The sequence below is a fragment of the Clostridium sp. genome (assembly GCF_047718555.1).
Lineage (GTDB): Bacteria > Bacillota > Clostridia > Clostridiales > Clostridiaceae > Clostridium_I.
The window spans coordinates 1-25,787 of sequence record NZ_JBDNRK010000017.1; the positions used below are offsets into that span (position 1 = coordinate 1).

Genomic DNA, 25,787 nt, shown 5'->3' on the forward strand with positions numbered 1-25,787 from the left:
AAATAATACTTATATTAATATTAATTTTTAAAATATAAATTCCTATTATAATAAAAACTGCCATATTAATAATAGTATTTACTCCAAAACTAATAGGCAATAGTCTGACTAAATATGTTATAACTGCTAAAATTACACTGGCTACTAAAACTCTTTGTCTAGATATTTTTTTATTTGAAGAAATATAAGCAATCATTACTATTAAAAAAGATTCGGGAATAGTTCTGAAGAAAAACTCCAATGCTGATAATTTTAACATATAGCACATCCTTCCAACAATATCCTTAAAATTATTATACCACGTTATAATAAAAAATAAAATATATGTCAAAAATATATTTATTAGTAAACTAATTGTTTTTTTGTGGAAATTATTACAATATTATTCATATTTATTTTTTGTAAAGCATATTTGAGAGTGTTGTTTCTTAATTTTGTCCATAAATATATAAAACATTGCAACTATAAACATAAACATAATTAAAGATGGAGTATTATATATAAGCCTTAATCCCACATTGTCAAATTTATTTATTTTAAATATATATACCAATATATATTTATTTATAAACTCACAAATTATAATTGAAATCACAGATACAAGTACTGACGCAACGCTGGTATTAATAGATATATTAAGAATATATATCCCTATAATTACAAAAGCTATACTACCCAGTACAGTATGTACACCAAATACAATTGGCAATGATCTTATTAAATATATTGAAATAGATAAAATAATTGTAGCTTCAGCTATTAATTTTTTAGAAATAGTTTTATTACAAAATATATGTGCCATCATTACTATTAAAAAGCACTCTGGGATACTTCTAAAAAAAAATTCCATGGGTGTTAATCTCAACATATAGAACATCCTTCCAACATTATTTTTTAAAATTATTATACCACTTTGTAAAAAAATATAATATATGTAAAAGAAATATAAATAAAAAACTCCTCTGATTGGTTTTATCCGATAAGAAGAGTTCATGTTCCATATATTTCTTATCGATGCTAGCAGAGCCACCTTTCATTTGTAGGTTGGCATAGGATCATAGAGCTAACTCTCTCCCCCAATTCTTGATAAATTATACATTTTATAAATAAATTATATAACAATATTCAGTTTTTTCAAACAATTTTTTTAAATTTAAGTAAATCTTTTATCTAGTCTATTATATTATCACTAAATATGAGCTTACCATTAAAATTACATTTTATTTAATACCAAGCACATATTTTACTTGTAGATTAATTATTTTAAATGTATATTTATTCTTCATCATAAATATCTAAAAAAGAATACTTTTCTCCATTCTTTTCCCAGCCTACAATAGAGTTTAAATTTACATTTTGTGCTGCTTGAAATATAGATTTATCCACATCATTAAAGTTCTTTTTTAATTCACTTATTAAGTCCTTTACTTCCTTTCTTTTACTTGAAGTTTTTTCTGCTGCTACTATACACCCGCAGTTCATAGTAGACAATCCATTGTTACGTACAAATTTCTTAATATCATTTTCCTCAATATAATATAATGGCCTAATTAGTTCTAATCCATCAAAATTTTTTGATTTCAGCTTTGGCTTCATAGTTTTAAAATTGCCTGAATATAAAACATTTAACATAGTAGTTTCTATGACATCATTAAAATGATGTCCTAAAGCCAATTTATTACATCCCAGTTCTTTAGCTTTAGTATAAAGTGCTCCTCTACGCATCCTGGCACACATATAACAAGGATAGTCCTTAGCTATATTTTCTACAACTTCAAAAATGCCAGATTCAAAAAGATGTACTGGAATATTTAAGTATTCACAATTATTAAGTAGCAATTCTCTGTTACTTTCATGAAATCCTGGATCCATGGCAATGAACTCCAATTCAAAATTAATTTGAGGATGATATTTCAGCTGCTGAAATAATTTTGCCATAAGAAGACTATCCTTGCCTCCAGAGACAGCTACTGCAATTTTGTCTCCCTCTTCTACCAGTTTAAAATCTTTAATTGCTCTAATAAATTTTGTCCATAGATATTTTCTATATTTTTTAACTATACTACGTTCTATATCCTGCAGCGGCTTTCTTTCGCATAATGGTATTAACAACTCGCAACCGCTTCCTCCAATACTACTCATTTTTACACCTCATTTTATTTAATTAATCTATAGTTTTTATTGAAACATTCATCAAATATATAAGAATTTAAAACCACTTTAATTTCTACTATCTTTTGTTTAAAAATAGTTTAATTTCAATTCATCAGGTAATCTGACAAATCGCCGATAGAACTAATAATACCTATTTTAAATATTATTGAAATATTTTTCAACATTATTTTTAAGAGGTACACTATAATTAGCCTACAAAAATCTGTAAATTAATTTCCACCATAGCATTTATCCGATGACTAGCCGCTGTAACACTCCACCTTCTAAAGGTGGAGATAACACCGGCACGTCCCTGGATAATTCATCTAAACTCAGTGGGAATATACAAACTCCCACTGAGTAAGATTCATTGATAGTGTTTTAATATGAAATCTTCATGAGATAATCATACTATTAAATAAATTTAAATTGTGTTACATCAAAGAGTCCCTTGTCTGTAATTCTAATCTCTGGTATTACAGGCAATGCTAAAAATGATAATGTAATAAATGGATCTATATTCTTATTAATTCCAAGCTTCAGGGCTTCCTTAATCATTTTATTTAGAGTCTTTTCCACATATTCTGCATTTTTATCACTCATTAGGCCTGCTATGGGAAGGGGTAAGGTTCCTTTAACCTCTCCCCTGCTTACAACAGTGTAGCCACCATTTACCCTCTTAATCTCCTCAATGGCTGTTATCATGTCATCATCATTATCTCCTATTACAATTAAATTATGGGAGTCATGAGCTACAGTACTGGCAATGGCTCCATTCCTGATATTAAAATTACTAACTATACCAAGGCCTATATTTTTTGTTGCCTTGTGTCTTTCTATAACCGCTATTTTTGAAAAAGTTTCATCAGCTATAAAAGTTCCATTTTCTATAGTCACTTTTTTATTTTCTTTTTTAGTGATTAACTCATTGTCCATAATTTTTATTACTGCTGCTACATTGCTGGCAAGTTTTATTTTCAAATCCTCATCACTTATATCCCTTACTCTCACGGTATTGAATACATTATTATCATCTATGTTTAAGTCAATTTTGGCACAAATTTTCTTATATTCATAAATCATCTTTCCACGATAAAGTACTTTATCTATATTGAAATCTTCCAAACTGTTTAATATTAATATATCTGCAGAATATCCTGGTGCCACAGCCCCCAGTCTTTTTAATTTATAGCACTGAGCAGCATTTATTGTGGCCATGCATATGGCATCTATGGGACTCACTCCATACTCTATTGCCTTTTTTATATTATAACTTATATGTCCATTTTGCCTTATGTCCTCTAAATGTTTATCATCCGTGCAGAAAACACATCTATCAAATCCCATATGATTTTTAATAATACCTTCAATCAAATTCTTCAGATTTCTAGCTGCTGAACCTTCTCTTATTTGAAGGTACATTCCAAGTCTTAAACGTTCCACTGCCTCTTCTATGGTAGAACATTCATGATCAGTCATAATTCCAGCTGTTCTATAGGCATTTAGTGCATCTCCTGTAAGATTTGGTGAGTGTCCATCAATGATCTTATTATCAAACAAATCAATCTTTTTTAACATTTTTTCATTGCCGCCTGTTACTGCTGGATAATCCATAACTTCTCCAAGACCTAAGATTCTATCATTTGATAAAAATGGTTCAATAAGTTCTGCAGTTAAATCCGCTCCATTATTTTCAAAAGGTGTGCTAGGTACACTGGAAGGCATCATGTAATAGATATTTAATGGTAGTTCTTTTGATTGATTAAGCATAAAATTTATTCCATTAATTCCACAAACATTAGCTATTTCATGAGGGTCTGCTATAAGTGTTGTAGTGCCATGTGGTATTATTGTTCTGGCAAATTGTGGCGGGGTGACCATAGTAGACTCTATATGCATATGACTGTCTATAAGGCCTGGGCAGACATATTTTCCATTAGCATCTATCTCCATAACACCAGAATAATCACCTATTCCCACAATTTGATCTTTACAAATTGCTATATCCCCCTTAATTATTTCCTTTGTAAATACATTAACTATATTTGAATTTTTAATAACTAAATCCGCTTTTTCTCTTTTCATGGCCATATTTATTCTCTGTCTTTTTAATTCTACACTCATTACATTACTCCTTGTATAATTGTCTATATTATTGCTTTAAAGCAAAATCATATGCTATTTTAGATTTATTTGAATGCGCCTATATAAAAAATCTATTGAAACTTCCTTACTAACCTGATACAATTTTCAGTGACAGTTCGGAAGCCTCCTGTCATTAAACAAAACTACGGCATTGAAATCTAGAATAACTTAGATGGATAAGCTGTCTTTTAGGCAGCCTTTTTTGTTATAATTTTAATATATCTATAACCAAAATGTTTTATTTAAATTAAGTAAGGCATATGAAAATAAATAGTAAGTCAAAGATGCGACGTATATTTTGAATCATACAAGGAAACAGGTTCCGAAGATAGTGAGCTATCTGAGGGTTCTGTTGACGCAGTAGGATTCAAAATAGGCTAGCATACTGACTTAGTTATTTTTTGAAGATGCCTAAGATTCATTGATATTATAATGCTGTAACTTTTGAATTTAATAGGCTTACTAAAAAAATTTGGAGGTTACTATGAAAAATTTCTTTCAGACAAAAAATTTAGTGAGAACAGCTATGGTAGCAGCTCTATATGGTGCATTAACCTGGGTACTCTCTTCTTTAAGCTATGGTCCCATTCAATTCAGATTAACAGAAATTATGGTTTTATTGGCTTTTATAGATTCTGCTTATATACCAGGTCTTGTTCTTGGCTGCATCATTGCGAACATATTTAGTCCAATGGGCTTTGTAGATATGGCTTTTGGCAGTTTCGCCACACTTATAGCTGTTTTTTTAATAAGCAAAACCAAGAATCTATTCCTAGCAACATTATATCCTACTATTGCCAACGGCATAATAATTGCCATTGAGTTATATTTTATATTGAAATTACCTTTTCTATTAAGCTTTGGTGAAGTGGCCCTTGGAGAATTTATAGTTGTAACTTGCTTAGGTTATCCAATTTTTAAAGCCATATTTAAAAACGAAAAATTAGTAGCTTTATTAAAATTCAATTAAAATATATCAATTTTTACTTACATGCTGCTGTTATTTCACAATAAACATTTAAGCATTACAGCAGCTGTCCCTTACAAGCTTTGAAGAGATATTACTTCAAGGCTTGTAAAAATATTTTGAAATTTTTGTTACTCTACATATTATTACTGATATAGAATTTTACATTCATCTCTTTATTTGCTATGTTCAAATCTGTAATCTGTACCCCCGAAAATTGTTTTAAAAGAAATTTATTTGCTTTCACTATAACTATTTTGTTGTGTATATATATATAATTCTCACTATCGGTTTTCTTTAAAAATCCCATGAACATATTTATAATACCCTCGTTAGAGTTTAGAGTGAAGTAAATTTTACCCTTCTCAAACTTATTGAACATAAGAATAACCTTGATACTTGGTAAAAAGCCTATACCCACTGTTATTTCAATTTCCCTGTCATTAATAGCCGCTAGTTTTCTCACCTTTTTTTTATCATAATCTGCATTTTTTTCAATTAAAACCAGAACTTCCTCCATAGAAATATTTAAATGAGCCATGAATAATACTCCCTATATATTATTTATATATCACTATATCATATGATTTATTTTTTCAATTTATATAGTTTAAATAAAATTATATAGATTCACTTTTAGAAATATTATTACTTTTCTTTATTACTACAATATTTTTCCATGCACCTTTTTTAAATCTTATTATATACAAAATTCCCCTTACAAGCCAATCTATATACATTGCAAGCCAAACCCCTATTAATCCTAGACCCAAAGGTATTCCAAGTATATATCCAAGAGTTATTCTAATTAGCCACATACCCATAATTGAAGTAATCATAGTATATTTAGCATCTCCTGCCCCTTTTAACCCTGCTGGCAATACGAAACCAATAGCCCAAAGTGAAGTACCTATACCATTTATTATTAAAATATTAGTAGTTAAATGCATAATATCTGAATTTTGAGTATATAGTGTTGAAAGTAATTTTGCAAAAGGTATAGATATAAGCCCTACTGTCATCAATCCTACAGTAGAAATTTTAGTTATATACGCTAAACATTTTCCTGCTTCTTCAGTCCTTCCCTTGCCCATATACTGTCCTACCAAGGCAGTAGCTGCTATACTTAGTGCATTACCTGGTATATTAAACATATTAGTTATAGAAACACTTATGGAATTGGAAGCTATGGCTATTGTACCCATATCTACGATATATACTTGAGTAATTAATTTTCCACAATTAAACAATAAAGATTCCACACTGGCAGGAATTCCTATACCAAAAATAGGCTTCAATAATTCTTTATTGAATTTAAATACATTTAATTTAGTTAATTTTAATATTTTAGTTCCTCTTAGTAGAACCACCAAGACTACCATTGCACCAATTATCCTTGCAAAGGCTATACCAAAAGCCGCGCCCTTTACTCCAAAACCAGTAGTATGAATATTAATGAATCCATCGTGAATGTTTATTCCATATATAAAAATAAAGCTTAAGATTACGTTTATAAAATTCATAAAAATACTGTTCTTCATTGGAGTTTTAGTATCTCCAGCACCTCTTAATATTCCATTACAAATTAAATCTACAGCTATTAACGGATAGGTTAAAAGGGTTATAGTGAGATAAGTGTAAGTATCTCTTATTACTGTACCCTCTGCTGAACCAAACAAAAGTGATATAAGCTGATTATGAAATACATATGTAAGTAAAGTTATTCCAATGGATATCAAAATTCCAGAATATAATACCTGCTTCATTGACTCATTAGCTAATTTATTATTTCCCTGTCCTATAAATTGTGCAACTACAACAGTACCCCCTATTGCTAGAGCAGAAAAAAATGCAATAAATATATTATTTATTGAATCCACCATTCCAATGGCTGACACAGCTTCTTTTCCTATATGGCCAGCCATCATGGTGTTAATCATTCCCATGGACATAACAAATAATTGCTCGGTAAATATAGGTATTGTCAAATTAAATACGTCTTTTCTTACAAATCTCAATCTTGAGCCATCTCTTTTCTTTTTTTGAAATATGTCTTTCAGTTACATACTGACATTTTATCAATGCTATTGTAAATTTGTACTCCTACTAAGTTTAGATGAATTATCTAAACACTAGTCATTGAATAAAACTGATGCTAAGCATTGTATACGTTTTAATAAAATTCATAATTAAATAAATAACGTATCATTTCTAGGATAAATCAAACAAATAATAAATTCAATACACAAACTAGAGAAAAAAAGTGTAAAAAAATTAAAAAACATGAATATGATAGTAATAATAACTTTAGGCATCTTTTACTTGTTGTTTATTTCCAGATGTCTTAATTGAAAGGGTGAGTTTTTTGAAGGTTATAATAATCGGAGGTGGCTGGTCTGGCTGTGCAGCAGCTATTACGGCTAAAAGAGCAGGAGCTGAAGTTAGTTTATATGAAAGAACTGATTTATTACTTGGTCTTGGAAATGTAGGCGGCATAATGAGAAATAATGGAAGATACACCGCAGCAGAAGAACTTATAAATCTTGGCGCCGGAGATTTAATCCACATAACAGATAATAATACTACACATAAAAATGTAGACTTTCCCGGCCATGAACACGCCTGGTTCTATGATGTAAATAAAATTGAACCCGAGGTAAAAAAGCATTTATTCTCTTTAGAAATAGATGTAAAAACATTATCTAGAGTAGTAAACATAAAAAAAGAAAAAGATAAAATTACAGGTATAAAACTGGAAAATGGAAGTATTGTAGATGGCGATGTATTTATAGACACCACCGGTTCTACTGGTGGAATGAATAACTGCTTTAAACATGGTAATGGATGTGTAATGTGCATTTTAAGATGTCCTACCTTTGGATCAAGGGTAAGTATTAGTTCTCTTGCGGGAGCAAAAGATATAGTATCTGAAAGAGATGATGGCAGCCTTGGAGCCTTTAGTGGTTCCTGCGAAATATCAAGAGATAGTCTATCTAAAGAAATAATAGATCAGTTAGATGATAAAGGTATAGTCATTTTCAAAATTCCAGAGGAAGATGTAAATCTTGAAAAGTTAAAACTTAAAGTTTGCCAGCAATATGCCCTTGAAAAATTTGCCGAAAATTTAATTCTATTAGATACAGGACATATAAAAATTATGACACCCTTTTATCCACTGGATAAATTACGAAAAATTAAAGGCCTAGACAAAGCTAGATTTATGGATCCCTATTCTGGTGGTAGAGGTAATTCCGTTAGATACCTGGCTGCTGCTCCAAGAACTAATGATCTTAAAGTTGTTGGTGTAGGCAATTTATTTTGTGCTGGTGAAAAATCAGGCTTTTTTGTAGGACATACTGAAGCCATGTGTACTGGCTCTCTGGCTGGACACAATGCCGTACGATATTTAGCCAATCTAGAACCCATAATACTACCTGATTCCACAGCCACAGGAGATTTAATTTCCTATGCAAACTATAGGTTAAAAGCAAAAGATGGTAAGAAGATTAAATGCACTTTTTCTGGAGCTGAATATTTTGATAGAATGAAAAAATTAGGTCTTTATTCTATTGATAATAAAGAGATTAAAAAAAGAATAAATAATCTAGGACTTACAGGACTTTATAGGAAAAAGTTAATATAGAACTGTCCTTCTTTAAAGTATGCTTAAATTTTAGTATGATATAAAAACTAAAAAGAAAATGCGAAATAACTCTCAAGTTACTTCGCATTTTCCTTATTTTACAATATAAAAATATAAATTTATCTTGTTTTTATTATATATTTTCATGAAATAAAATAAATTCAAGCCTAAGACCAGTATAAAACCAGCCTTAAGCTTTCTTAAATTTTTAAATCTATATTTTCATCTGAGTCATCCGCTTTATAACCCTATCCTTTGACTCACATATTAAACTCAACTCTCCGTCTTCCATTTTAGTTTTCAAAATTACTGTATGACCCCATAATTCATATATATATTTTATAGTAGCTTCTGCATAGCCCATATTCAGCTCTCTTCCATCATAAACGTGTTCTAAAGTTAAAGTATTGTCTCTTGTAGACATATCTGTTATTCTAATATATGGAATCATCCCCATGCCACAAGAACTGCACAAGGTATTTCTTATATTGATCCATCCTTTTTCATCAGGTACATCCTTTATAACATAGTTTTCATTTTCTTTTGCATACTCAAATAAATTCAGGTCATAGCATAATTCTTTTGTCAAATACCTTCTTATAAAGGATTCATCTCTTTCAAGTTTTCTAATCTCAAATATTTTTTCCTTACCATATTTTTCATGAAGATATTCAAACATTTTAAAACCTATAAAATAAGGATTTATAAAGCCTATACCCGGTGCAATAACATCATTATGACGCTTAAGAAATTCCAAATGTAGTTTATCAGGCAAATTCAAGCGCTTTAAAATATTGTAATGCCAATAACTGGCCCAACCTTCATTCATAATTTTAGTCTCAATTTGTGGTATAAAATAGGCGGTCTCTTTACGCACAACTTGAAGCAGGTTCTTTTCCCATTCACTGAGCTTTCCATATCTTATAATAAAGTATAGTACATCATCTTCAGGTTCAAGGGGTATTTTGCTTATGTTAGGAGGCGTATCTTTTATATAGGGTTCTAATATGCTCTTATTTGTATTTTTATTCACATATTCTTGCATAATCCTGCTTTTAAGTGCTTCATCACTTATTCTCTTTTCTCCCACTACCCTTGAAGTCTGTAATTTTATGGCGTGAGCTGCGTCAAGTATTCTCTCAACACTCTCATATCCAATGCTGGGATCATTTATATACCCTCTTACCATATCTGCATCAGTCTTAAATAGCTCCACAGTATAATCCGCTCTAGTACCCTCTGCAAAAAGTCTATTGTTCTTAAAAAAATCATTATGTCCGTATACATGTGCCATTGTTAATATTTGCAGCAGCAATGTATTTTCCTTCATTAAATATGCAATACAGGGATCTGAATTTATAACCATTTCATAGGGAAGACCACTTAAATTATATTTATAAGTGGTACTATTTTTTTCATAGGCTTTACCAAAGCTCCAGTGAGGATATCTTGATGGCATCCCAAGATATGCTTCATAGCCAAGCATATCTTTATACCCTATTGTTTCAAATTCCTGTTCATAATAGTCAAGACCAATATCATTTACTATTTTCTCAATTTTCTTATTCCAAGCTTCTAAATCTGCTACAGTATATTCCACAATTTATCACCCCACTTGCTCCTTTTTTAACATCTCTTTAAGTGCATTCCATAAGTCATTTTTCTGTTTTATGGACACAGCAACAAAATTCTTATTTTGTACTTCTTTGACAAGTTTATCCTTAATATTAGTGGAATAATATCCGCTCATAATTTCTGAATATCCAAACATATTGGAAACTTCGCAAAGTTTTTTTGCAGACGCTACTGCTCTATTATTGTCTTCCGTCCAATTGTCCCCATCACTGACATAAAATGTATATATATTCCAATAAACAGGATTATATCTTTTTTCAATGATTTCTAGAGCTGTATTCAATCCACTTGATATATAGGTTCCGCCTGATTCCACCTTGTGGAAAAATTCAAACTCATTTACTTCTCTTCCTACAGTAGAATGTGCCACAAAAGCTATTTCCACATTAGAATATTTTGTTCTTATAAATTGAGACAGAATAAAGAAGAAAGATCTTGCTAAATATTTCTTTGTATTATCCATAGAACCTGAAACGTCCATAACACATATAATTACTGCATTACATTCTCTTTTCAAGGTCTTTTTTATCCTGTAATATCTTAAATCTTCATTTTTAAAAGGAAATCTCTCTATCTCCTCATTTATATCTTCTTCTTTTAATGCCCTCTTCTTTCCCTGCTGTCTCTTTAATTTTTCAATAGTTGTTCTCTTTTTTGCAAGTCTGGGATTAATTCCATGTTTTTGGTATCCAGCTTTTTTTGTTCCGTTTTCTGTAAGCACTTCTGCAAATTTCTTTTTATCCATTTTCGGTAACTCTAAATCATTCATAATATAGTTCATTACATCTTCTAAGGTGATCTCCGTTTCATAAATATCTTCACCTTCATCATTACCAGCGCCCTGATTACCTTTTCCGCCATTTTCAGACTTATCCTTACCTATTACCTGACCTCTTTTTTCACTTCCATCGCCACTGCCAACACCAGGTACATTTTTTCCATAAATAAACTGATATTCTTTTATACCGCGAATAGGTATTTTAATTTTTTTATCTTTACTCTGGCCTATTATACTTTCTTCTGATAGTATATCTCCTAAATTGTCTTTTATGGATTTTGCAACCAACTGACGATGTCTTCTTCTATCCTCTACTGCCCTATCATGCCCCAGGGATGTTGAGTTATGATCTCTGAATAATGTCATGCTATCAATCCTTCCATAAATTGTTGGCAGCATATTTTAATACAACATCGCAGCAATAATCGCAATAACCATTTTCTTTCATCTGCTCCACCATAGCGTTGTATTTTTCATACTGCTCTTTATCTCTCACTCTTGATTTAGTTATTATTCTTGAAAGATCTTTAACAGAAGTAGTTAATTTCTTTTCTATAGCTTCCTTTAAAGGTTCATAGGAAGTATAATCAATTTTACCTCCATTTCTAACTACATAGAACATATAGGAAGTAACATCACTTCTAAATCCCTTAGCTGAATTTTCTGATACTCCAATCTGCTCTTCTATAGATCTCATAAATTTATCATCTGGTTGAAGTTCTTCTCCAGTAGATTTGTCTTTAAGCTTTGTCTTGTTTACAAAAGCCTCTGCATTATCTAGGTAATTATCAAATAAGCTTTCTGCCTGTTCTCTAAAGCTATTTATAAAAGCTTTAGTTACTTCTTTCTCTAAAGTCTTGTTATATTCTTTTCTGATTGTATCCTGTATAAAGCCTAAATACTTTTTCTTTTCGTCCTCTGCTATATCTAGATCTTTAACAGATTTAATTATACTCTCCATAATACTTAGTGGATTTATGCAATCATATTCAGAAACTGAAAGAGCGTTGTCTATGGCTTTTATTATAAATCTTGTGGAAATACCATGCATACCTTCATCAAGACCTGCTTCTTCTCTAAGTTCAGAAATATCTATTTTTTTAGTAGTTCCCTTTTCTACAATATCTTCTCCATTATATATCTTAAGTTTAGTAAGCGGGTCTGCCTTATTCGAAGGCTTCAATCTACTCAATATAGCAAATTCTGCTGCTGTTTCTATAGTATGTGGTGCTATATGTGCCTTGAACTTACTCTTATTAAGTATTTTATTATATATTTTTACTTCCTCATTTAATTCTAAGCAATAAGGTACCTCTACTTTAACAATTCTATCCAGTATAGCTTCATTTGTATGATCTGACTTAAATCTATTCCATTCAGCTTCATTGGAATGGGCAAGAATTATACCATCAAAATATATCATAGAGCCCTTTCCTGGTGAAGGCACAGACTTCTCCTGAGTGGCAGTTATAATAGTGTGTAAATATTCAACATCATTTTTGAATACTTCTATGAATTCTACAAGTCCTCTGTTACCTACATTGAAAGCTCCATTCAAAGAAAATATTCTTGGATCATCCTCTGAATACATATCCATCTTGGAAATATCTACAGAACCTGTTAAAATTGAAGTATCCTGGTTATTTGGATCTACCGGCGGCACAACCCCTATTCCCTTTCTTGATCTTATGGAAAAAGTACTAGTTACCACAGGGAACTTTTCATATTCACCGTCATATTCATGTAATAATTTATATTTGCATGCTGGGCACAAATCCCCTTCAATTTCTAAACCTAAAAGATCATTGAATTTTTCTCTAAGATGGTTAGGTATTAAATGTAATGGTTCTTCATGTAATGGGCATCCCTTTAAATGATAAATAGGAGGAGCAGACTCCAAAGATTTTTTAAGTGCATCTACTAAGGATGACTTTCCTGCTCCAACTGGTCCCACTAAATACAATACCTGTCTTGATTCCTCTCCTCGCATAGCAGCTGAGTAAAAATAATTTACTATCTTCATAACAACTTTATCTATTCCAAAAAAATCATCTTTAAAAAAATTGTATCTTTTGATAACATCATTTCCATATATCTTTCTTATCCTTGGATTTTCTTCTGGCTTCAATATCTCAAAACCACTTTTCATAATTATATCGTATAGCCTTTTATGTGCTAATTGTGCTATATCTGGATTCTCCTTCACAATATCAAGATAATCCAAAAATGTTCCCTCAAATTTTGTATTGCTTTTACTTTCTCTGTCATTTTGTATTAAATCCCTAAAATCCATACTGCACCCCCTGAAACTAATTTATATTTAATTACATATAGTCTTTTAATTACTTGTTTATAAGATATATATGTCATTACCCTACCATAACATGATAAATAATTTAAAAAAACGTATTAGATTTTTCTCTAATACGTTTTTTTAACAAGTATTTAATATAAATATATTGGTTTCTTCACACCTCATACTTTAATACTCTTCTATTACTTCCTGGTTATTCTCCTTATTGGAATATAATCTTACAGCAGTTATTACAGCTCCTATACCGCATAATACCGCTGCACCTATAAATACATATCTCATGCCATAAATAAATACATCATTTCTTCCTTCCACATAATTTACTACCCTATAACCTATTTTGTGACTCATTCTATTGTATAAAATCAATGTAGACAAAGAAACGCCTAGTACCATTCCTAAATTTCTCACCAGTGCATTTACACTTCCCGCAATTCCCAACTTATTTTTAGCTACAGTTGACATAACTAGAGAATTATTAGGTGATTGGAACATGCCATTTCCTATAGTCATGATAGCTATAAATACAGCTGCAATTAATAAACTAGAGTTTTCATTTAAACTACCCATAAATACAAAACCTATGCTCATAAGTATAAGCCCCCAAAACGTAAGAACTTCTGAACCTATCCTATCAGATAAATATCCACTTATAGGAGCAACCACAGATAAAATCATTGGCGAAATCATCATAAATAAGCCTGTTATAGCCGGTGATAATTTAAGCACATCCTGGAAATAAAAAGGTAAAATAATAGTTACTGCACTAAGGGCAATAAAAGAAACAAAACCACAAAATATGCTCAAAGAAAATAAATTATTTTGAAAAATACTTAATTGAAGTAAAGGTATTTTTACCCGTTTTTCAATAATTAAAAAAGCTGCTAAAGCTATTATAGCTACAATAAATCCAATAATTATTATAGGCTGGTTATATCCTGCACTCTGCCCCTGCACCAATGCTCCAAATAATGATACTATACCTATTACAAATAGAACTGCTCCCTTAACATCCAATTTTTCATTTAATTCCTCTGTATTCTTAGGGAAGATCTTCATTGAAAGTATAAAAGTAAATATACCTATAGGTACATTTATCAGGAATATGTACTCCCAACTTAATGCAGAAATAATAAATCCGCCTATAGGTGGTCCTACCATTGTTCCTAAAGCTACAAAGGTTCCAGACATACCTAGTGCCCTCCCCCTCTCATTAGCTGGAAATACATGAGTTATAATCCCTTGACTTGTAGACATGGTAGCTGCTGCTCCTATAGCCTGGATAGCCCTTGCCAGTACTAATATTAAGAGAGAATTTGTCATTCCGCATAAAAAAGATCCAATAGTAAATAGAATTATTCCAAATCTAAATATCTTAGTTTTGCCTTTAATATCACCCAATCTTCCAAATATGAGAATCATGGCAGATATTACTATAAGATAACTTGTAACTACCCACTCAATAGATGCCATATTTACATTAAGTTTTTTAGACATTACAGGCAAGGCTACATTTACAATACTCCCATCTAAGCAACACATAAAAGTATTTAATACTACTGTAAACAAAATAAACCATCTACTTTTATTTAAATTACTTTCACTTTTCAAATTCCATCAATCCTTTCTCTACATTTTCCCTTATGTTTTCTAGCATTTAATAATACCTTATCCAAAAAACTTATTCCTATTTCCATTTCCTCTTCACTGCAGCCTTCCACTAAAATGGCTATCCAGCTATGTATAACCTTAATAATTTCCGGAATAACCTCTCTTCCCTTATCAGTTAAAAATAATCTATAAGCTCTTATGTCCTCTTTATTTTCTCTTTTCTCAATATATCCTAATTCTATAAGCTTTTTAATAGTTCTGGCGGACATAGCCTTATCCACGCTCAGTTCTCTGCTTATTTCATTTTGACTTATTCCTTCATTTTCATTTAATATGAGTAAATATGGATATATTCCTGTACTCAATTTGAACTCTTCCAGTCTTTTATCAATATAGCATTGAGTGCTTCTATATATTTTTCCATTTAATTTAGTTAGAGATGCTATTTTATCATCCATAATAATATCCTTTCATTTAACTTTCTAAAATATATATTACTACAATATAGTTGATTAATCAACTATAAGAAAAAATCTTCCTTACAATTTTAATTAACCTTGAAGAAGAAGTACTAGTTAGTCTTTACAATACATCTATTATATTATCTCTGCAATTTACTGCTTTAATATACATATACCCATCCTCTATTGAAATCACAGAAGCAGTCCCATGCATAACTTTAAATTTATAAAAATAATCATATTGGTTAAAAACCAAAGATAGAGCACAGGCAATTACTCCACCGTGAGTAACTACAAGTATATCACCCTTCTTACTGCCTACCTCTCCAATAAAGACTTTGGTTCTATTGAAAACCTCCGCTAAGCTCTCTCCTTTTGGTATGCTGTAATTCAGTACATCCTGCGCCCATGCCTTGCTTTCATTTGCATATTTGCTTTCTATTTGGCTATAGTTTAACCCTTCAAATATTCCAAAATTCATTTCAGAAAGCCTGCTATCTATTTTATAATTTTCAGCTAGTAATTTCGTGGTTTGAACAGCTCTTTTTAAAGGGCTGCTGTAAACTTCGCGAAATTTTATTTTTTGCAGATGCTTTTTTATACTCTTTATTTCTTCTATTCCCTTCTGAGATATTTCTGAATCAATTACACCTGCGTATACATGTTTATGATTTAATTCAGTACTACCATGTCTTATAAAAACTATATTCATCTCATTAATACAAGAAATACTGTAAGAGCCATTATTTCACTTAGCTCGCAGTTAGCTCCATACACATCTCCTGTAACCCCTCCTATTATTTTATAAGAATACTTCATAAACAACAGTGAAAAAATGATTGCTACAAATAATGCTGCTAAAAAAGCGTATTTACTAATAATCGCTCCAATAACAATCAATATTAAAAGTGTTATAGCAAAGAATAATTTTGAATTTTTACTCATAAATATCTCTCCCATACCACCCGGCCTTGCAGACCTCCCAAAGGAAAGCAGCATTGCAATCATAGTCCTTCCTATGCCGCAGGAAAGAATGAGTGCTGGTATTGCTGCTTCAATAGTCATGCTTTTTAACAAAACATATTTAAACAATATATCAAATACTATGGAAATAACTCCAAAGCTCCCCACTCTGCTGTCCTTCATGATTTCAAGCACCCTCTCCCTGCCCCTTGAAGAGAAAAAGCCATCACAGGTATCAGAAAGTCCATCCATATGAAGTCCTCCAGTAACTATTATCAGACTTAAAACTGCCCCAGCTGCTGCAAAGTCCTTATTAAAAAAACTCAATAAATAATATACTATGGCTGCTATTCCACCTATTATCATTCCTATTATTGAAAAAAAAACAGGAGTTTTAGCAAGAATTTTCTTATGAAAATCCACTTGTATGTTTACTGGCAGCCTTGTTAAAAATTGAAGTCCCAGTATAAACGCTTTAAGCATATTATTTTATCCTCCTTGGTATGCCACAGGTTACAAAATAGACTTCTGTAGAGAGTCTAGCAATTTTCTGATTTATTCTTCCAATTATGTCTCTATAAACTCTTGCTACATGGTTTTCAGGTACTATAGAGTAACCAACTTCATTTGTAACCATAACCAGATTGCCATCTATAGCTTTAATTTTATCTATAAGATCAATTATTTCACCTTCAACCTTTTCTTCAACTTCCTGCTGTTTTTCTAAAGGTATTATCTCATATTCACCGGTAATATCAAACATAATATTTGAACTCATAACTGTAATACAGTCTAAAATATAATTTTTTTTGTCTGTGACCGCCCTTTCAATATTATAGCTGCCTTCATAGGTAATCCACTCTGCCGGTCTTGATTTTTTATGTCTTTCTACTCTTTGTTTCATCTCTTCATCATATATTTTTGCTGTAGCTATGTATACAACCTCTTTAATTCCATCAAATATGGACTCTGCGAAACTACTTTTTCCGCTTCTTGCTCCACCAGTAACTAAAATTATTCTCCCCATGTAATCACCTTATATCCACTAAATAATCTGTTTCCATTTTTAATTCCTGAAAGGTCTTCATATTATTCATTATAGCCAAAGAGGCATCTATTATGTTAAAAGCCATTGGACATCCCGAACCTTCACCAAGCCTCATTTCCATATGTAAAAATGGCTTTATATTGAGTTCCTTCATTATATATGCTGCTCCAGGTTCCATGGATAAATGAGATGGAAACATAAATTCTCCAACATTTTTATTAAGTCTGTATGCACAAAGAGCTGCTACAGCTGCTATAAAACCATCTATAACAATTGGTACTCTATTTTTAGCTGCGCCTAAAAAGCATCCGCATAGTCCAGCTATATCAAATCCACCTACCTTTGATAATACATCTATTACATCACTTTTATCTGGACTGTTAAGTATAATAGCTTCTCTTATAACATTTTTTTTATTTTCAAGCATTTCATCCGTAATACCGGAACCCTTTCCACAAACATGCTGTAAATCAATATCTAGAAGTACATTTAATACCGCTGCACTGGTAGAAGTATTACCAATTCCCATTTCTCCTGTACCAAAAATGTCATAGCCCTTCTTCACTAAATCATCAACTATTTCTATGCCTGTCTCTATAGCTGTAACTGCTTCATTTTTAGTCATTGCCGGGCCCTTTTTCATATTTTTAGTTCCATAGGCAATCTTTTTATTGATTATGGCATCATTATTAAAATCATAATCTACTCCTATATCCACAACAGTTATATCAGCTTTTTCCTGTGCTGAAAGCACACAGACACCTGATAAACCTTTCGTAAAATTTTCCGTTACAATAGCTGTTAAGTTTTTAGGGCAGGAACTAACCCACTCCTCCACTATACCATTGTCAGCACACATTATGATTGTATTTTTCTTTTTTATACTATTTTTAATTTTTCCTGTTATTCCAGCCATTCTCCAGGCTATTTCTTCGAGTCCACCAAGACTTCCAATAGGTTTTGCCAAAGAATCAAGTCTTTTCTTTGCAAGAATAACTTTTTCACCATATAATGGCATTATATTTGCTAATGTTTCTGTTAATAAATTCATAAATCCTCCAATAAATAAAACGGCCTGCAATTCTTATGCCATGACCAGCGCTGTACAAACTCTCATTAAGTAAGCTCTATTAATATCTGATTATAAGCACATTGATATTTTAATGTCAATATAAAACTTTACTTTTCATTTTTACCAGCTCTTTTATCATATTAAAACTGTCAATATTGTAGTATAATTAAATTATGAAATCTATTAATATCAATGATAATCTATGTATTATTGCCTTATAATCGATAATAATATTGTAAATTTAATAAACGATTGGAGATGAAATAAATGAATATTAAAAGTATCGCACCGAAATACAAGGATTATATAATAGAACTTAGAAGACATTTTCATAAATATCCTGAACAAAGCTTACAGGAATTTGAAACTTCAAAAAAGATAAGAAGCGAACTGGATAAATTGGGAATACCCTATAAGGTGTCTAGCAGCACAGGTACAGGTATATTAGCAACAATTGAAGGCGGTAAAAGTGGTAAAACTATAGCTCTTCGTGCAGATATAGATGCCTTACCTGTTACTGAGTGTAATTTGATAGATTATAAATCAAAAATTTCAGGATATATGCACGCTTGTGGTCATGATGGTCATATGGCTTCATTGCTTGGAGCTGCACGAATACTAAAAGATATACAAGCTGAACTCAGTGGTACAGTTAAACTAATATTTCAACCGGGCGAAGAAGCTGGAAGCGGAGCTAAAACTTTAGTTACTGAAGGCTTTTTAGATGGAGTAGATAGTGTATTTGGTATACATCTAATTCCCGATATAGATTGTGGAAAAATATCCATTGAGGGTGGTCCAAGAATGGCATCCTCTGACAGATTTAAAATAACTGTAAAGGGTAAAAGTGGTCATGGTGCAAAACCAAATCTGGCTGTAGATGCCTTAGTTGTAGCTTCTGCTATAGTTTTAAATTTGCAATCTATTGTAAGTAGAGAAGTAGATCCTCTAGAGCCACTTGTAGTAAGTATAGGCACCATGACCGCAGGAACTCAATACAATATAATAGCAGATACTGCAGTATTACATGGTACTACTAGATGTTTTAATAATGAAATAAGAAAAAATATTCCCCATGCCTTGAAACGAATAATTCAAAGTACAGCAAGGTCTTACAAAGCAGAAGCAGAACTAGAATATGATTTTACTGTTCCTCCAGTAATAAATGATTATACTTTAGCATTAATTGGCAGGCATGCTGTAGAAGAAATATTATCAAGAGATGCTATAGCTGATAAAATGACATTTTTAATATCAGAAGATTTTTCGGAATATCTTCAGGAGGTTCCAGGTATTTTTGCATTGGTTGGTGCAAGAAACCCTGAAAAAGATGCAATTTATTCTCTTCACAATGATAGATTCAATATTGATGAAGATGCTCTACAGATATCAAGTAGTCTATATGCTGAATACGCTTATGAATATTTAGAGAATTCAAAGTAAAACTGGAAAAAATTACACCCCAGGGGTGTAATTTTTTCCAGTTTTCAGTTTGTGAAAATTTGTTCAGCCATCTTCTTAAATTATCTATGTATCCATATTGTTAAACTGACTAAAATACATATTGTAATATACGCCTTTCTCCTCTATGAGTTTCTCATGGTTTCCCTTCTCAACAATTTGTCCATGGTCTATCACCATAATAAGATCCGCATCACGAATAGTACTTAATCTGTGAGCTATAATAAAGCTGGTTCTTCCTTTCATTAGTTTTATCATTGCATGCTGTATCCTCATCTCAGTTCTGGTATCTACACTGCTGGTGGCCTCATCTAAAATTAGTATAGATGGATTCGAAAGTATTGCCCTGGCAATAGCTAAGAGCTGCCTCTGTCCTTGACTTAAATTGCTTCCACTTTCTGATAACACAGTATTATATCCCTCGGGTAGCTCCATTATAAAAGCATCCGCATTTGCCATAATAGCTGCTCCCTCTATTTCTTCATCAGAAGCATCCAGTTTTCCATATTTAATATTTTCTTTTATTGTTCCTGTAAACAAATAAGTATCTTGAAGTACTATACCAAAACAACTTCTAAGACTGTCTCTAGTATATTCTTTTATATCTATGCCATCAATTAATATCTTTCCCTCAGAAACATCATAAAACCTGGTAAGTAAATTCACTATAGTTGTCTTTCCTGCTCCTGTAGGTCCTACTAAAGCAATACTGCTTCCTGCTTTTGCTTCAAAACTAACATTTCTGAGTATTTTTATATCCTCCCGGTAGGCAAAACTAACTCCTTCAAATATTACATCGCCTTTAGGACTATCTAATACTTTAGCATCTGCAATATCGGCTATTTCATCTTTCTCATCCAATATGTCAAATACTCTCTCTGCTCCTGCTACTGCCGATTGAAGAGTATTAAATACACTTGCCAAATCATTTAATGGTCTTGAAAATTGTCTTGAATAACTTAAAAAACTCGCTATAACACCTACTGTAATAATATTTTTTACTGCCAGTATTCCACCTACTCCTGCCACTACTGCAAAACCTACATTATTAATTACATTCATTAGAGGCATTAAATATCCAGACCATATCTGTGCTTTTAAAGCTACTGCACATAAGTTATCATTAATTTCTTCAAATCTTTCTATTTCTTTATTTTCATGATTAAAAGCCTTTACTATATGAATTCCTGAAATAGCCTCTTCTATCTGTCCATTTAACCTTCCCAATTCTTTCTGCTGGCTTTTAAATAAAAAGCTGGTATTTTTAGCTATGGCTCTAGTAAGCAAAAATACTAATGGTACTGTAATCATACTTGCTAAAGTGAGCAAGGGACTGAGTACAATCATCATAATCAATGAACCTAAAATAGTAATTGCACCAGACATTAACTGTGTTGTTGATTGAGATATAGTACTATTCACATTATCTATATCATTGGATAGTCTGCTCATAATTTCGCCATGAGTATTTATATCAAAAAACGCTATGGGAAGTTTCTGAAGTTTTTGGAAAAGAGCTGCTCTCATATTTTTTACTATACGCTGGGCAGTTCCAGCCATAACCCAGCCCTGAATAAAAGTTAATATGGCATCAGAAAAATACGATACTATCAATGCAATTAAAACTAATTCCAGCATTTTAAAATTTACTCTATTATTAATAGACATATAATCAATTGCCTTACCAATAAGATAAGGAACCATTAATGTTACTATAGCATCAACAATTATAATCAGAAATATAAATATCAATAATTTCCTTTCCTTGCCAAAATAGAACCATAATTTTTTCAGAGTTCTTTTGAAATTTTTAGGCTTTTCTACAGGCCCCATATTTCTTTTTCCACCACGCCTTGGTCCCATACCTGGTATATTGACATTTTCTCTTGTAACATTTTTATTATTCTCCGGCAATAGAGGTCATCTCCTTTACCATTTGAGAATTAAAAATATCCTTATATATATCACAATTTTTCATAAGTTCTTCATGCTTTCCAATAGCTTTTATTTTACCCTCATCAAGTACAATTATTTTATCCGCTTCCATTACAGAAGTAATACGCTGAGTAATTATTATACAAGTAAGTCCTTTGGCATATTTTTTTAACCCTTTTCTTATGTTCCCTTCTGTAGTAACATCCACAGCACTAGTGGAATCATCAAGTATAAGTATTTCAGGTTTTTTAATCAATGCCCGTGCTATAGAAACACGCTGTTTTTGTCCTCCAGAAAAATTTACTCCCCCTTGTCCAAGTCTTGTATCATATTGCTCCGGAAAACTTGAGATAAATTCATCTGCCATGGAAATTTTTGCAGCTTCTCTCACTTCTTCAAGTGTGGCATCCTCCTTACCCCATCTTATGTTGTCTATAACTGTTCCAGTAAACAATATGGTTTTCTGAGGAACTATAGCTATTTTATTCATCAATATGTCTTTGTCTATATATTTTATATCTACACCATCAACCTTCACACTGCCAGACTTAACATCATAAAAGCGTGGAATAAGATTAACCAAAGTAGTTTTTCCTGAACCTGTAGCTCCAATAATCCCTACAGTTTCTCCAGCCATACAGGTAAAATTGATATCCTTTATAACTGCTTTACTTTGATTATTATAGGAAAAATACACATGTTCAAAATCCACTCTTCCCTTGTACTTAAATTCTTTATGCTGATTATCTTTATCATACTGTAAATTGCTTTCCTCCATAAATACTTCTCCTATACGTTCTGCTGAGGCTCTAGCTCTTACAAAGGTATTAAACACCATAGATATAATCATTATTGAAAATAGTATTTGAGTCATATAATTTATAAAGGCTATTATCTGACCTACCTGCATATTACCTCTATTCACATTAACAGCACCAATCCACAGTATTGCTATTATTCCAATATTCACAACAATAGCATTGATTGGTGAAAATACTGCCATTATACGCATAGCTATAGTGGACAGACCACTATATTCCTCATTGACATTTCTAAATCTGTTTGTCTCATAATTAAATCTATTAAAAGCTTTAACCACTCTTACCCCAGACAAATATTCCCTCATTATACTGTTAACATTGTCTAAAGCTCTCTGTACTCTTACAAAATAAGGGTATCCAATATTCATATTAAAAAATATAAGTAAGGCAACTACGGGCAATACACCGATTAAAACTACAGAAAGTCTAATATTAAGTTTAACAGCCATAATAATGCTCCCTATGCATACAATAGGTGATTTTACGAAGATTCTCATAAGTCCATTGGCGAAATTCTGCAATTGCGTTACATCATTTGTAATTCTTGTTATAAGGGAAGCCTGAGAAAATCTATCTACATTATCAAAGGAAAATCCCTGTATCCTTCTAAATAGATCTAATCTTACATCTGCTGAAAATTTTTGAGAAACACTGCTGGACAGGAAATTACGACCACAGGCTGCTGAGGCACCTAATGCTGTAATCATGAGCATTACAGCTCCCATCTTAAGCACATAATCCATTTGTCTATTTACTACACCTACATCTACTATTTTTGACATTATGGTAGGCTGCACAAGATCACAGCTTGCCTCTACAGTAAGAAATGCTATTGCCAAACAAAATCCTTTCCAATACTTTTTAAAATATTTCTTTAAAAATTCCATTCACTGCACCTCTTTTTAATTTATCCGATGACTATCTCATCTAATACTACACCATCTAAAGCTAGAAATAACAGCCTTACATTACTGAATAATCTTTCTAAATTTAATATGAGTATACAATCCTGCTAGGTAATATTAATTGATGAATATAACTTATTATACATTACTATCAAATTATTTATAGATATGCAATTACCAATAATAACTTAAAACAAATCTACTAATAAACAGCAGTATACACTGTATAAAGTACTATATAATTATTTTGTAGAGGATGTCTTAGTATTTGGAAGCATAAAAGATAATATTAAGCCTATTATAGCAGCAGCTACTAATATCAGAAAAACTATATGCATACCATAATTTAGAGATTCTTTTATTTCATTAACAGGAATCCCTATATTCATTTCATTTGAATTATATAGACTATTAGGATCAACATTATTCATTCCCAATCCATAAAAATATTTTACGATATTAAGATTAAATACAATTCCAAAAACAGCTACTCCTACAGTTTGTCCCATAGTTCTCAATAATGAATTTGAAGCAGTAGCCGCTCCTCTTTTATTATAATCCACAGATTCCTGTACTATTATTGTCAAAGTGGTAAAAGCTCCCCCAAAGCCAAATCCCATAAGCGATGTATATAATATAACTAACATCAAAGAAGCCTTTAAATATAATGTACCTAAAAGTATGCAGCTTAAAAATAAAACCACAGAGGATATACATACCATTGCTTTTTTACCATATACATCAATAATTTTTGATAATATAAAAGAGGACAAAAGCCATGCAACAGAAACAGGTGCCATAGCTAGGCCAGAAATTACCGCACTAAAACCTAGAACATTCTGTATATATAAAGGCATATATGCATCTAAAGCTATTAGAATAGCAGAAGCTAATAAACTAATAAAATTAGCAATTATATTGGTTTTAGTAAAGATTTCAAAAGGCACAATAGGTTCTTTTGCCTTTTTTTCAACACAGTAAAATATAAATAAAAAGATAGTAGTTATAATCAAAGAAAATATTAAAGATCTTGAATACCATTTAGCATTATTTGAAATTGAGAAAATACCAAATAAAAATATTATAATAGATAGGGACAATGTTATTATACCTAAAAAATCTATAGTAATTTTATTCTTTTGGAAGCTTTCCTTTAAATTTTTTTGTAAAAGAATTATGGATGTTATGCCAAAGGGGATATTTATAAAAAAAATCCAATGCCATGACAGATATTGGATTAAAAATCCACCTAAAAATGGTCCACCTACACTTGCTATACCCCAAACTGTACTCAGCCATCCTTGAACCCTTGCTCTTTCAGAAAGTGTAAATAAATCACCAACTATAGTATAAGTTACTGTAAATATGGCTCCAGCACCTATACCCTGTATAGATCTAAATACTATAAGTTCATACATATTTTGTGAAAATCCACATAAAGAGCTTCCAATTAAAAAAATTATAATACCTGAAGTAAGGGTATTTTTTCTTCCATATAAATCAGATAATTTTCCATATATAGGAGTAGAAATTGCCGAAGTCAATAAGTACATAGAAAAAACTAAGCTTATTTCACTGAAACCATTCAATTCTTTAACAATAGTTGGTACAGCTGTAGTTACTACAGTTCCTTCTACCGCTCCTAAAAACATTGCTACCATTAATGCTATGATTATATTACTCTTTTTTGTATTCATACTTACATATCATCCTTTAATTATTAGTCATCCAAAAACAAATAAGTTAAAATAAATACCTTTGACTTTTTATAAAACAACATCTATTCTAGCTAATATTACCACTAAAGATACCATTTAACTTTACAGTTGATATGTCAACAGTATTATTCTATCATTTCAACATGTTTCTGCCAA

20 protein-coding genes and 1 pseudogene are annotated in these 25,787 nt (G+C 31.3%); 3 read left to right on the forward strand and 18 right to left on the reverse strand.

The genetic code is table 11. The features are described 5' to 3' along the window. From ABF633_RS08700 to ade, 4 genes and pseudogenes are all read right to left on the reverse strand, one after another. A pseudogene (locus ABF633_RS08700) lies at positions 1-259 on the reverse strand (hypothetical protein); the annotation flags it as partial. A gap of 123 nt (positions 260-382) precedes the next feature. Further along, on the reverse strand, positions 383-868 hold the full coding sequence (locus ABF633_RS08705) for a hypothetical protein (RefSeq protein WP_415523300.1): 486 nt from the start codon (positions 866-868) through the stop codon (positions 383-385). 407 nt (positions 869-1,275) lie between these two features. Next, positions 1,276-2,142: a tRNA 2-thiocytidine biosynthesis TtcA family protein gene (locus tag ABF633_RS08710; RefSeq protein ID WP_415523301.1), complete on the reverse strand. Its 867-nt coding sequence runs from the start codon at positions 2,140-2,142 to the stop codon at positions 1,276-1,278. 426 nt (positions 2,143-2,568) lie between these two features. Next, entirely contained in the window at positions 2,569-4,278 is a 1,710-nt protein-coding gene (gene ade, locus ABF633_RS08715; protein WP_415523302.1) for an adenine deaminase, read from the reverse strand. Positions 4,279-4,783: 505 nt separating this feature from the next. Here ade and ABF633_RS08720 point away from each other — a divergent pair. Beyond that, positions 4,784-5,269 (forward strand): QueT transporter family protein, encoded by a 486-nt coding sequence (locus tag ABF633_RS08720; RefSeq protein WP_415523303.1) that lies wholly within the window; start codon positions 4,784-4,786, stop codon positions 5,267-5,269. Between the two features lie 133 nt (positions 5,270-5,402). On the opposite strand, the gene ABF633_RS08725 is transcribed toward ABF633_RS08720, so the two are convergent. Together ABF633_RS08725 and ABF633_RS08730 are read right to left on the reverse strand one after the other, a co-directional pair. Next, positions 5,403-5,807 carry a hypothetical protein gene (locus ABF633_RS08725; protein ID WP_415523304.1) on the reverse strand — a complete coding sequence of 135 codons (405 nt, stop codon included), beginning with the start codon at positions 5,805-5,807 and terminating at the stop codon, positions 5,403-5,405. A gap of 79 nt (positions 5,808-5,886) precedes the next feature. Next, on the reverse strand, positions 5,887-7,284 hold the full coding sequence (locus tag ABF633_RS08730) for an MATE family efflux transporter (protein ID WP_415523305.1): 1,398 nt from the start codon (positions 7,282-7,284) through the stop codon (positions 5,887-5,889). Positions 7,285-7,631: 347 nt separating this feature from the next. On the opposite strand from ABF633_RS08730, the gene ABF633_RS08735 reads away from it, so the two are divergent. Further along, a complete protein-coding gene (locus ABF633_RS08735; protein WP_415523306.1) occupies positions 7,632-8,909 on the forward strand; it encodes an FAD-dependent oxidoreductase in 1,278 nt (425 codons plus the stop codon). 214 nt (positions 8,910-9,123) lie between these two features. Here the strand turns inward: ABF633_RS08735 and ABF633_RS08740 are convergent, their stop codons facing one another. The 9 genes from ABF633_RS08740 to cobT all read right to left on the reverse strand — a co-directional run bounded on the left by ABF633_RS08740 (position 9,124) and on the right by cobT (position 18,770). Beyond that, positions 9,124-10,509: a SpoVR family protein gene (locus tag ABF633_RS08740; RefSeq protein WP_415523307.1), complete on the reverse strand. Its 1,386-nt coding sequence runs from the start codon at positions 10,507-10,509 to the stop codon at positions 9,124-9,126. A 6-nt stretch (positions 10,510-10,515) separates the two neighbouring features. Continuing rightward, positions 10,516-11,688, reverse strand: a complete 1,173-nt coding sequence (yhbH, locus tag ABF633_RS08745; RefSeq protein WP_415523308.1) for a sporulation protein YhbH — start codon at positions 11,686-11,688, stop codon at positions 10,516-10,518. Positions 11,689-11,692: 4 nt separating this feature from the next. Next, positions 11,693-13,615 carry a PrkA family serine protein kinase gene (locus ABF633_RS08750; protein ID WP_415523309.1) on the reverse strand — a complete coding sequence of 641 codons (1,923 nt, stop codon included), beginning with the start codon at positions 13,613-13,615 and terminating at the stop codon, positions 11,693-11,695. Positions 13,616-13,804: 189 nt separating this feature from the next. Further along, positions 13,805-15,247: an MFS transporter gene (locus ABF633_RS08755; protein WP_415523310.1), complete on the reverse strand. Its 1,443-nt coding sequence runs from the start codon at positions 15,245-15,247 to the stop codon at positions 13,805-13,807. After that, a complete protein-coding gene (locus tag ABF633_RS08760) occupies positions 15,244-15,705 on the reverse strand; it encodes a MarR family winged helix-turn-helix transcriptional regulator (protein ID WP_415523311.1) in 462 nt (153 codons plus the stop codon). The genes ABF633_RS08755 and ABF633_RS08760 overlap by 4 nt, the downstream gene beginning before the upstream one ends. A gap of 124 nt (positions 15,706-15,829) precedes the next feature. Next, positions 15,830-16,420, reverse strand: coding sequence for a histidine phosphatase family protein (locus ABF633_RS08765; RefSeq protein WP_415523312.1), 591 nt, complete (start codon positions 16,418-16,420; stop codon positions 15,830-15,832). Continuing rightward, entirely contained in the window at positions 16,417-17,154 is a 738-nt protein-coding gene (cobS, locus tag ABF633_RS08770; protein ID WP_415523313.1) for an adenosylcobinamide-GDP ribazoletransferase, read from the reverse strand. Before cobS ends, ABF633_RS08765 begins: the two co-directional genes overlap by 4 nt. Before the next feature lies 1 nt (position 17,155). After that, entirely contained in the window at positions 17,156-17,698 is a 543-nt protein-coding gene (cobU, locus tag ABF633_RS08775) for a bifunctional adenosylcobinamide kinase/adenosylcobinamide-phosphate guanylyltransferase (RefSeq protein WP_415523314.1), read from the reverse strand. Between the two features lie 4 nt (positions 17,699-17,702). After that, complete coding sequence (gene cobT, locus ABF633_RS08780) at positions 17,703-18,770, reverse strand: nicotinate-nucleotide--dimethylbenzimidazole phosphoribosyltransferase (RefSeq protein WP_415523315.1); 1,068 nt, start codon at positions 18,768-18,770, stop codon at positions 17,703-17,705. 288 nt (positions 18,771-19,058) lie between these two features. Here cobT and ABF633_RS08785 point away from each other — a divergent pair, with 288 nt between their 5' ends. Then, positions 19,059-20,234 (forward strand): amidohydrolase, encoded by a 1,176-nt coding sequence (locus ABF633_RS08785; protein WP_415523316.1) that lies wholly within the window; start codon positions 19,059-19,061, stop codon positions 20,232-20,234. A gap of 84 nt (positions 20,235-20,318) precedes the next feature. Here the strand turns inward: ABF633_RS08785 and ABF633_RS08790 are convergent, their stop codons facing one another. The 3 genes from ABF633_RS08790 to ABF633_RS08800 all read right to left on the reverse strand — a co-directional run bounded on the left by ABF633_RS08790 (position 20,319) and on the right by ABF633_RS08800 (position 25,610). After that, a complete protein-coding gene (locus tag ABF633_RS08790) occupies positions 20,319-22,115 on the reverse strand; it encodes an ABC transporter ATP-binding protein (RefSeq protein ID WP_415523362.1) in 1,797 nt (598 codons plus the stop codon). Between the two features lie 37 nt (positions 22,116-22,152). Next, entirely contained in the window at positions 22,153-23,895 is a 1,743-nt protein-coding gene (locus ABF633_RS08795; protein WP_415523318.1) for an ABC transporter ATP-binding protein, read from the reverse strand. A 260-nt stretch (positions 23,896-24,155) separates the two neighbouring features. After that, on the reverse strand, positions 24,156-25,610 hold the full coding sequence (locus tag ABF633_RS08800; RefSeq protein WP_415523319.1) for an MDR family MFS transporter: 1,455 nt from the start codon (positions 25,608-25,610) through the stop codon (positions 24,156-24,158). Between the last annotated feature and the right edge of the window lie 177 nt (positions 25,611-25,787).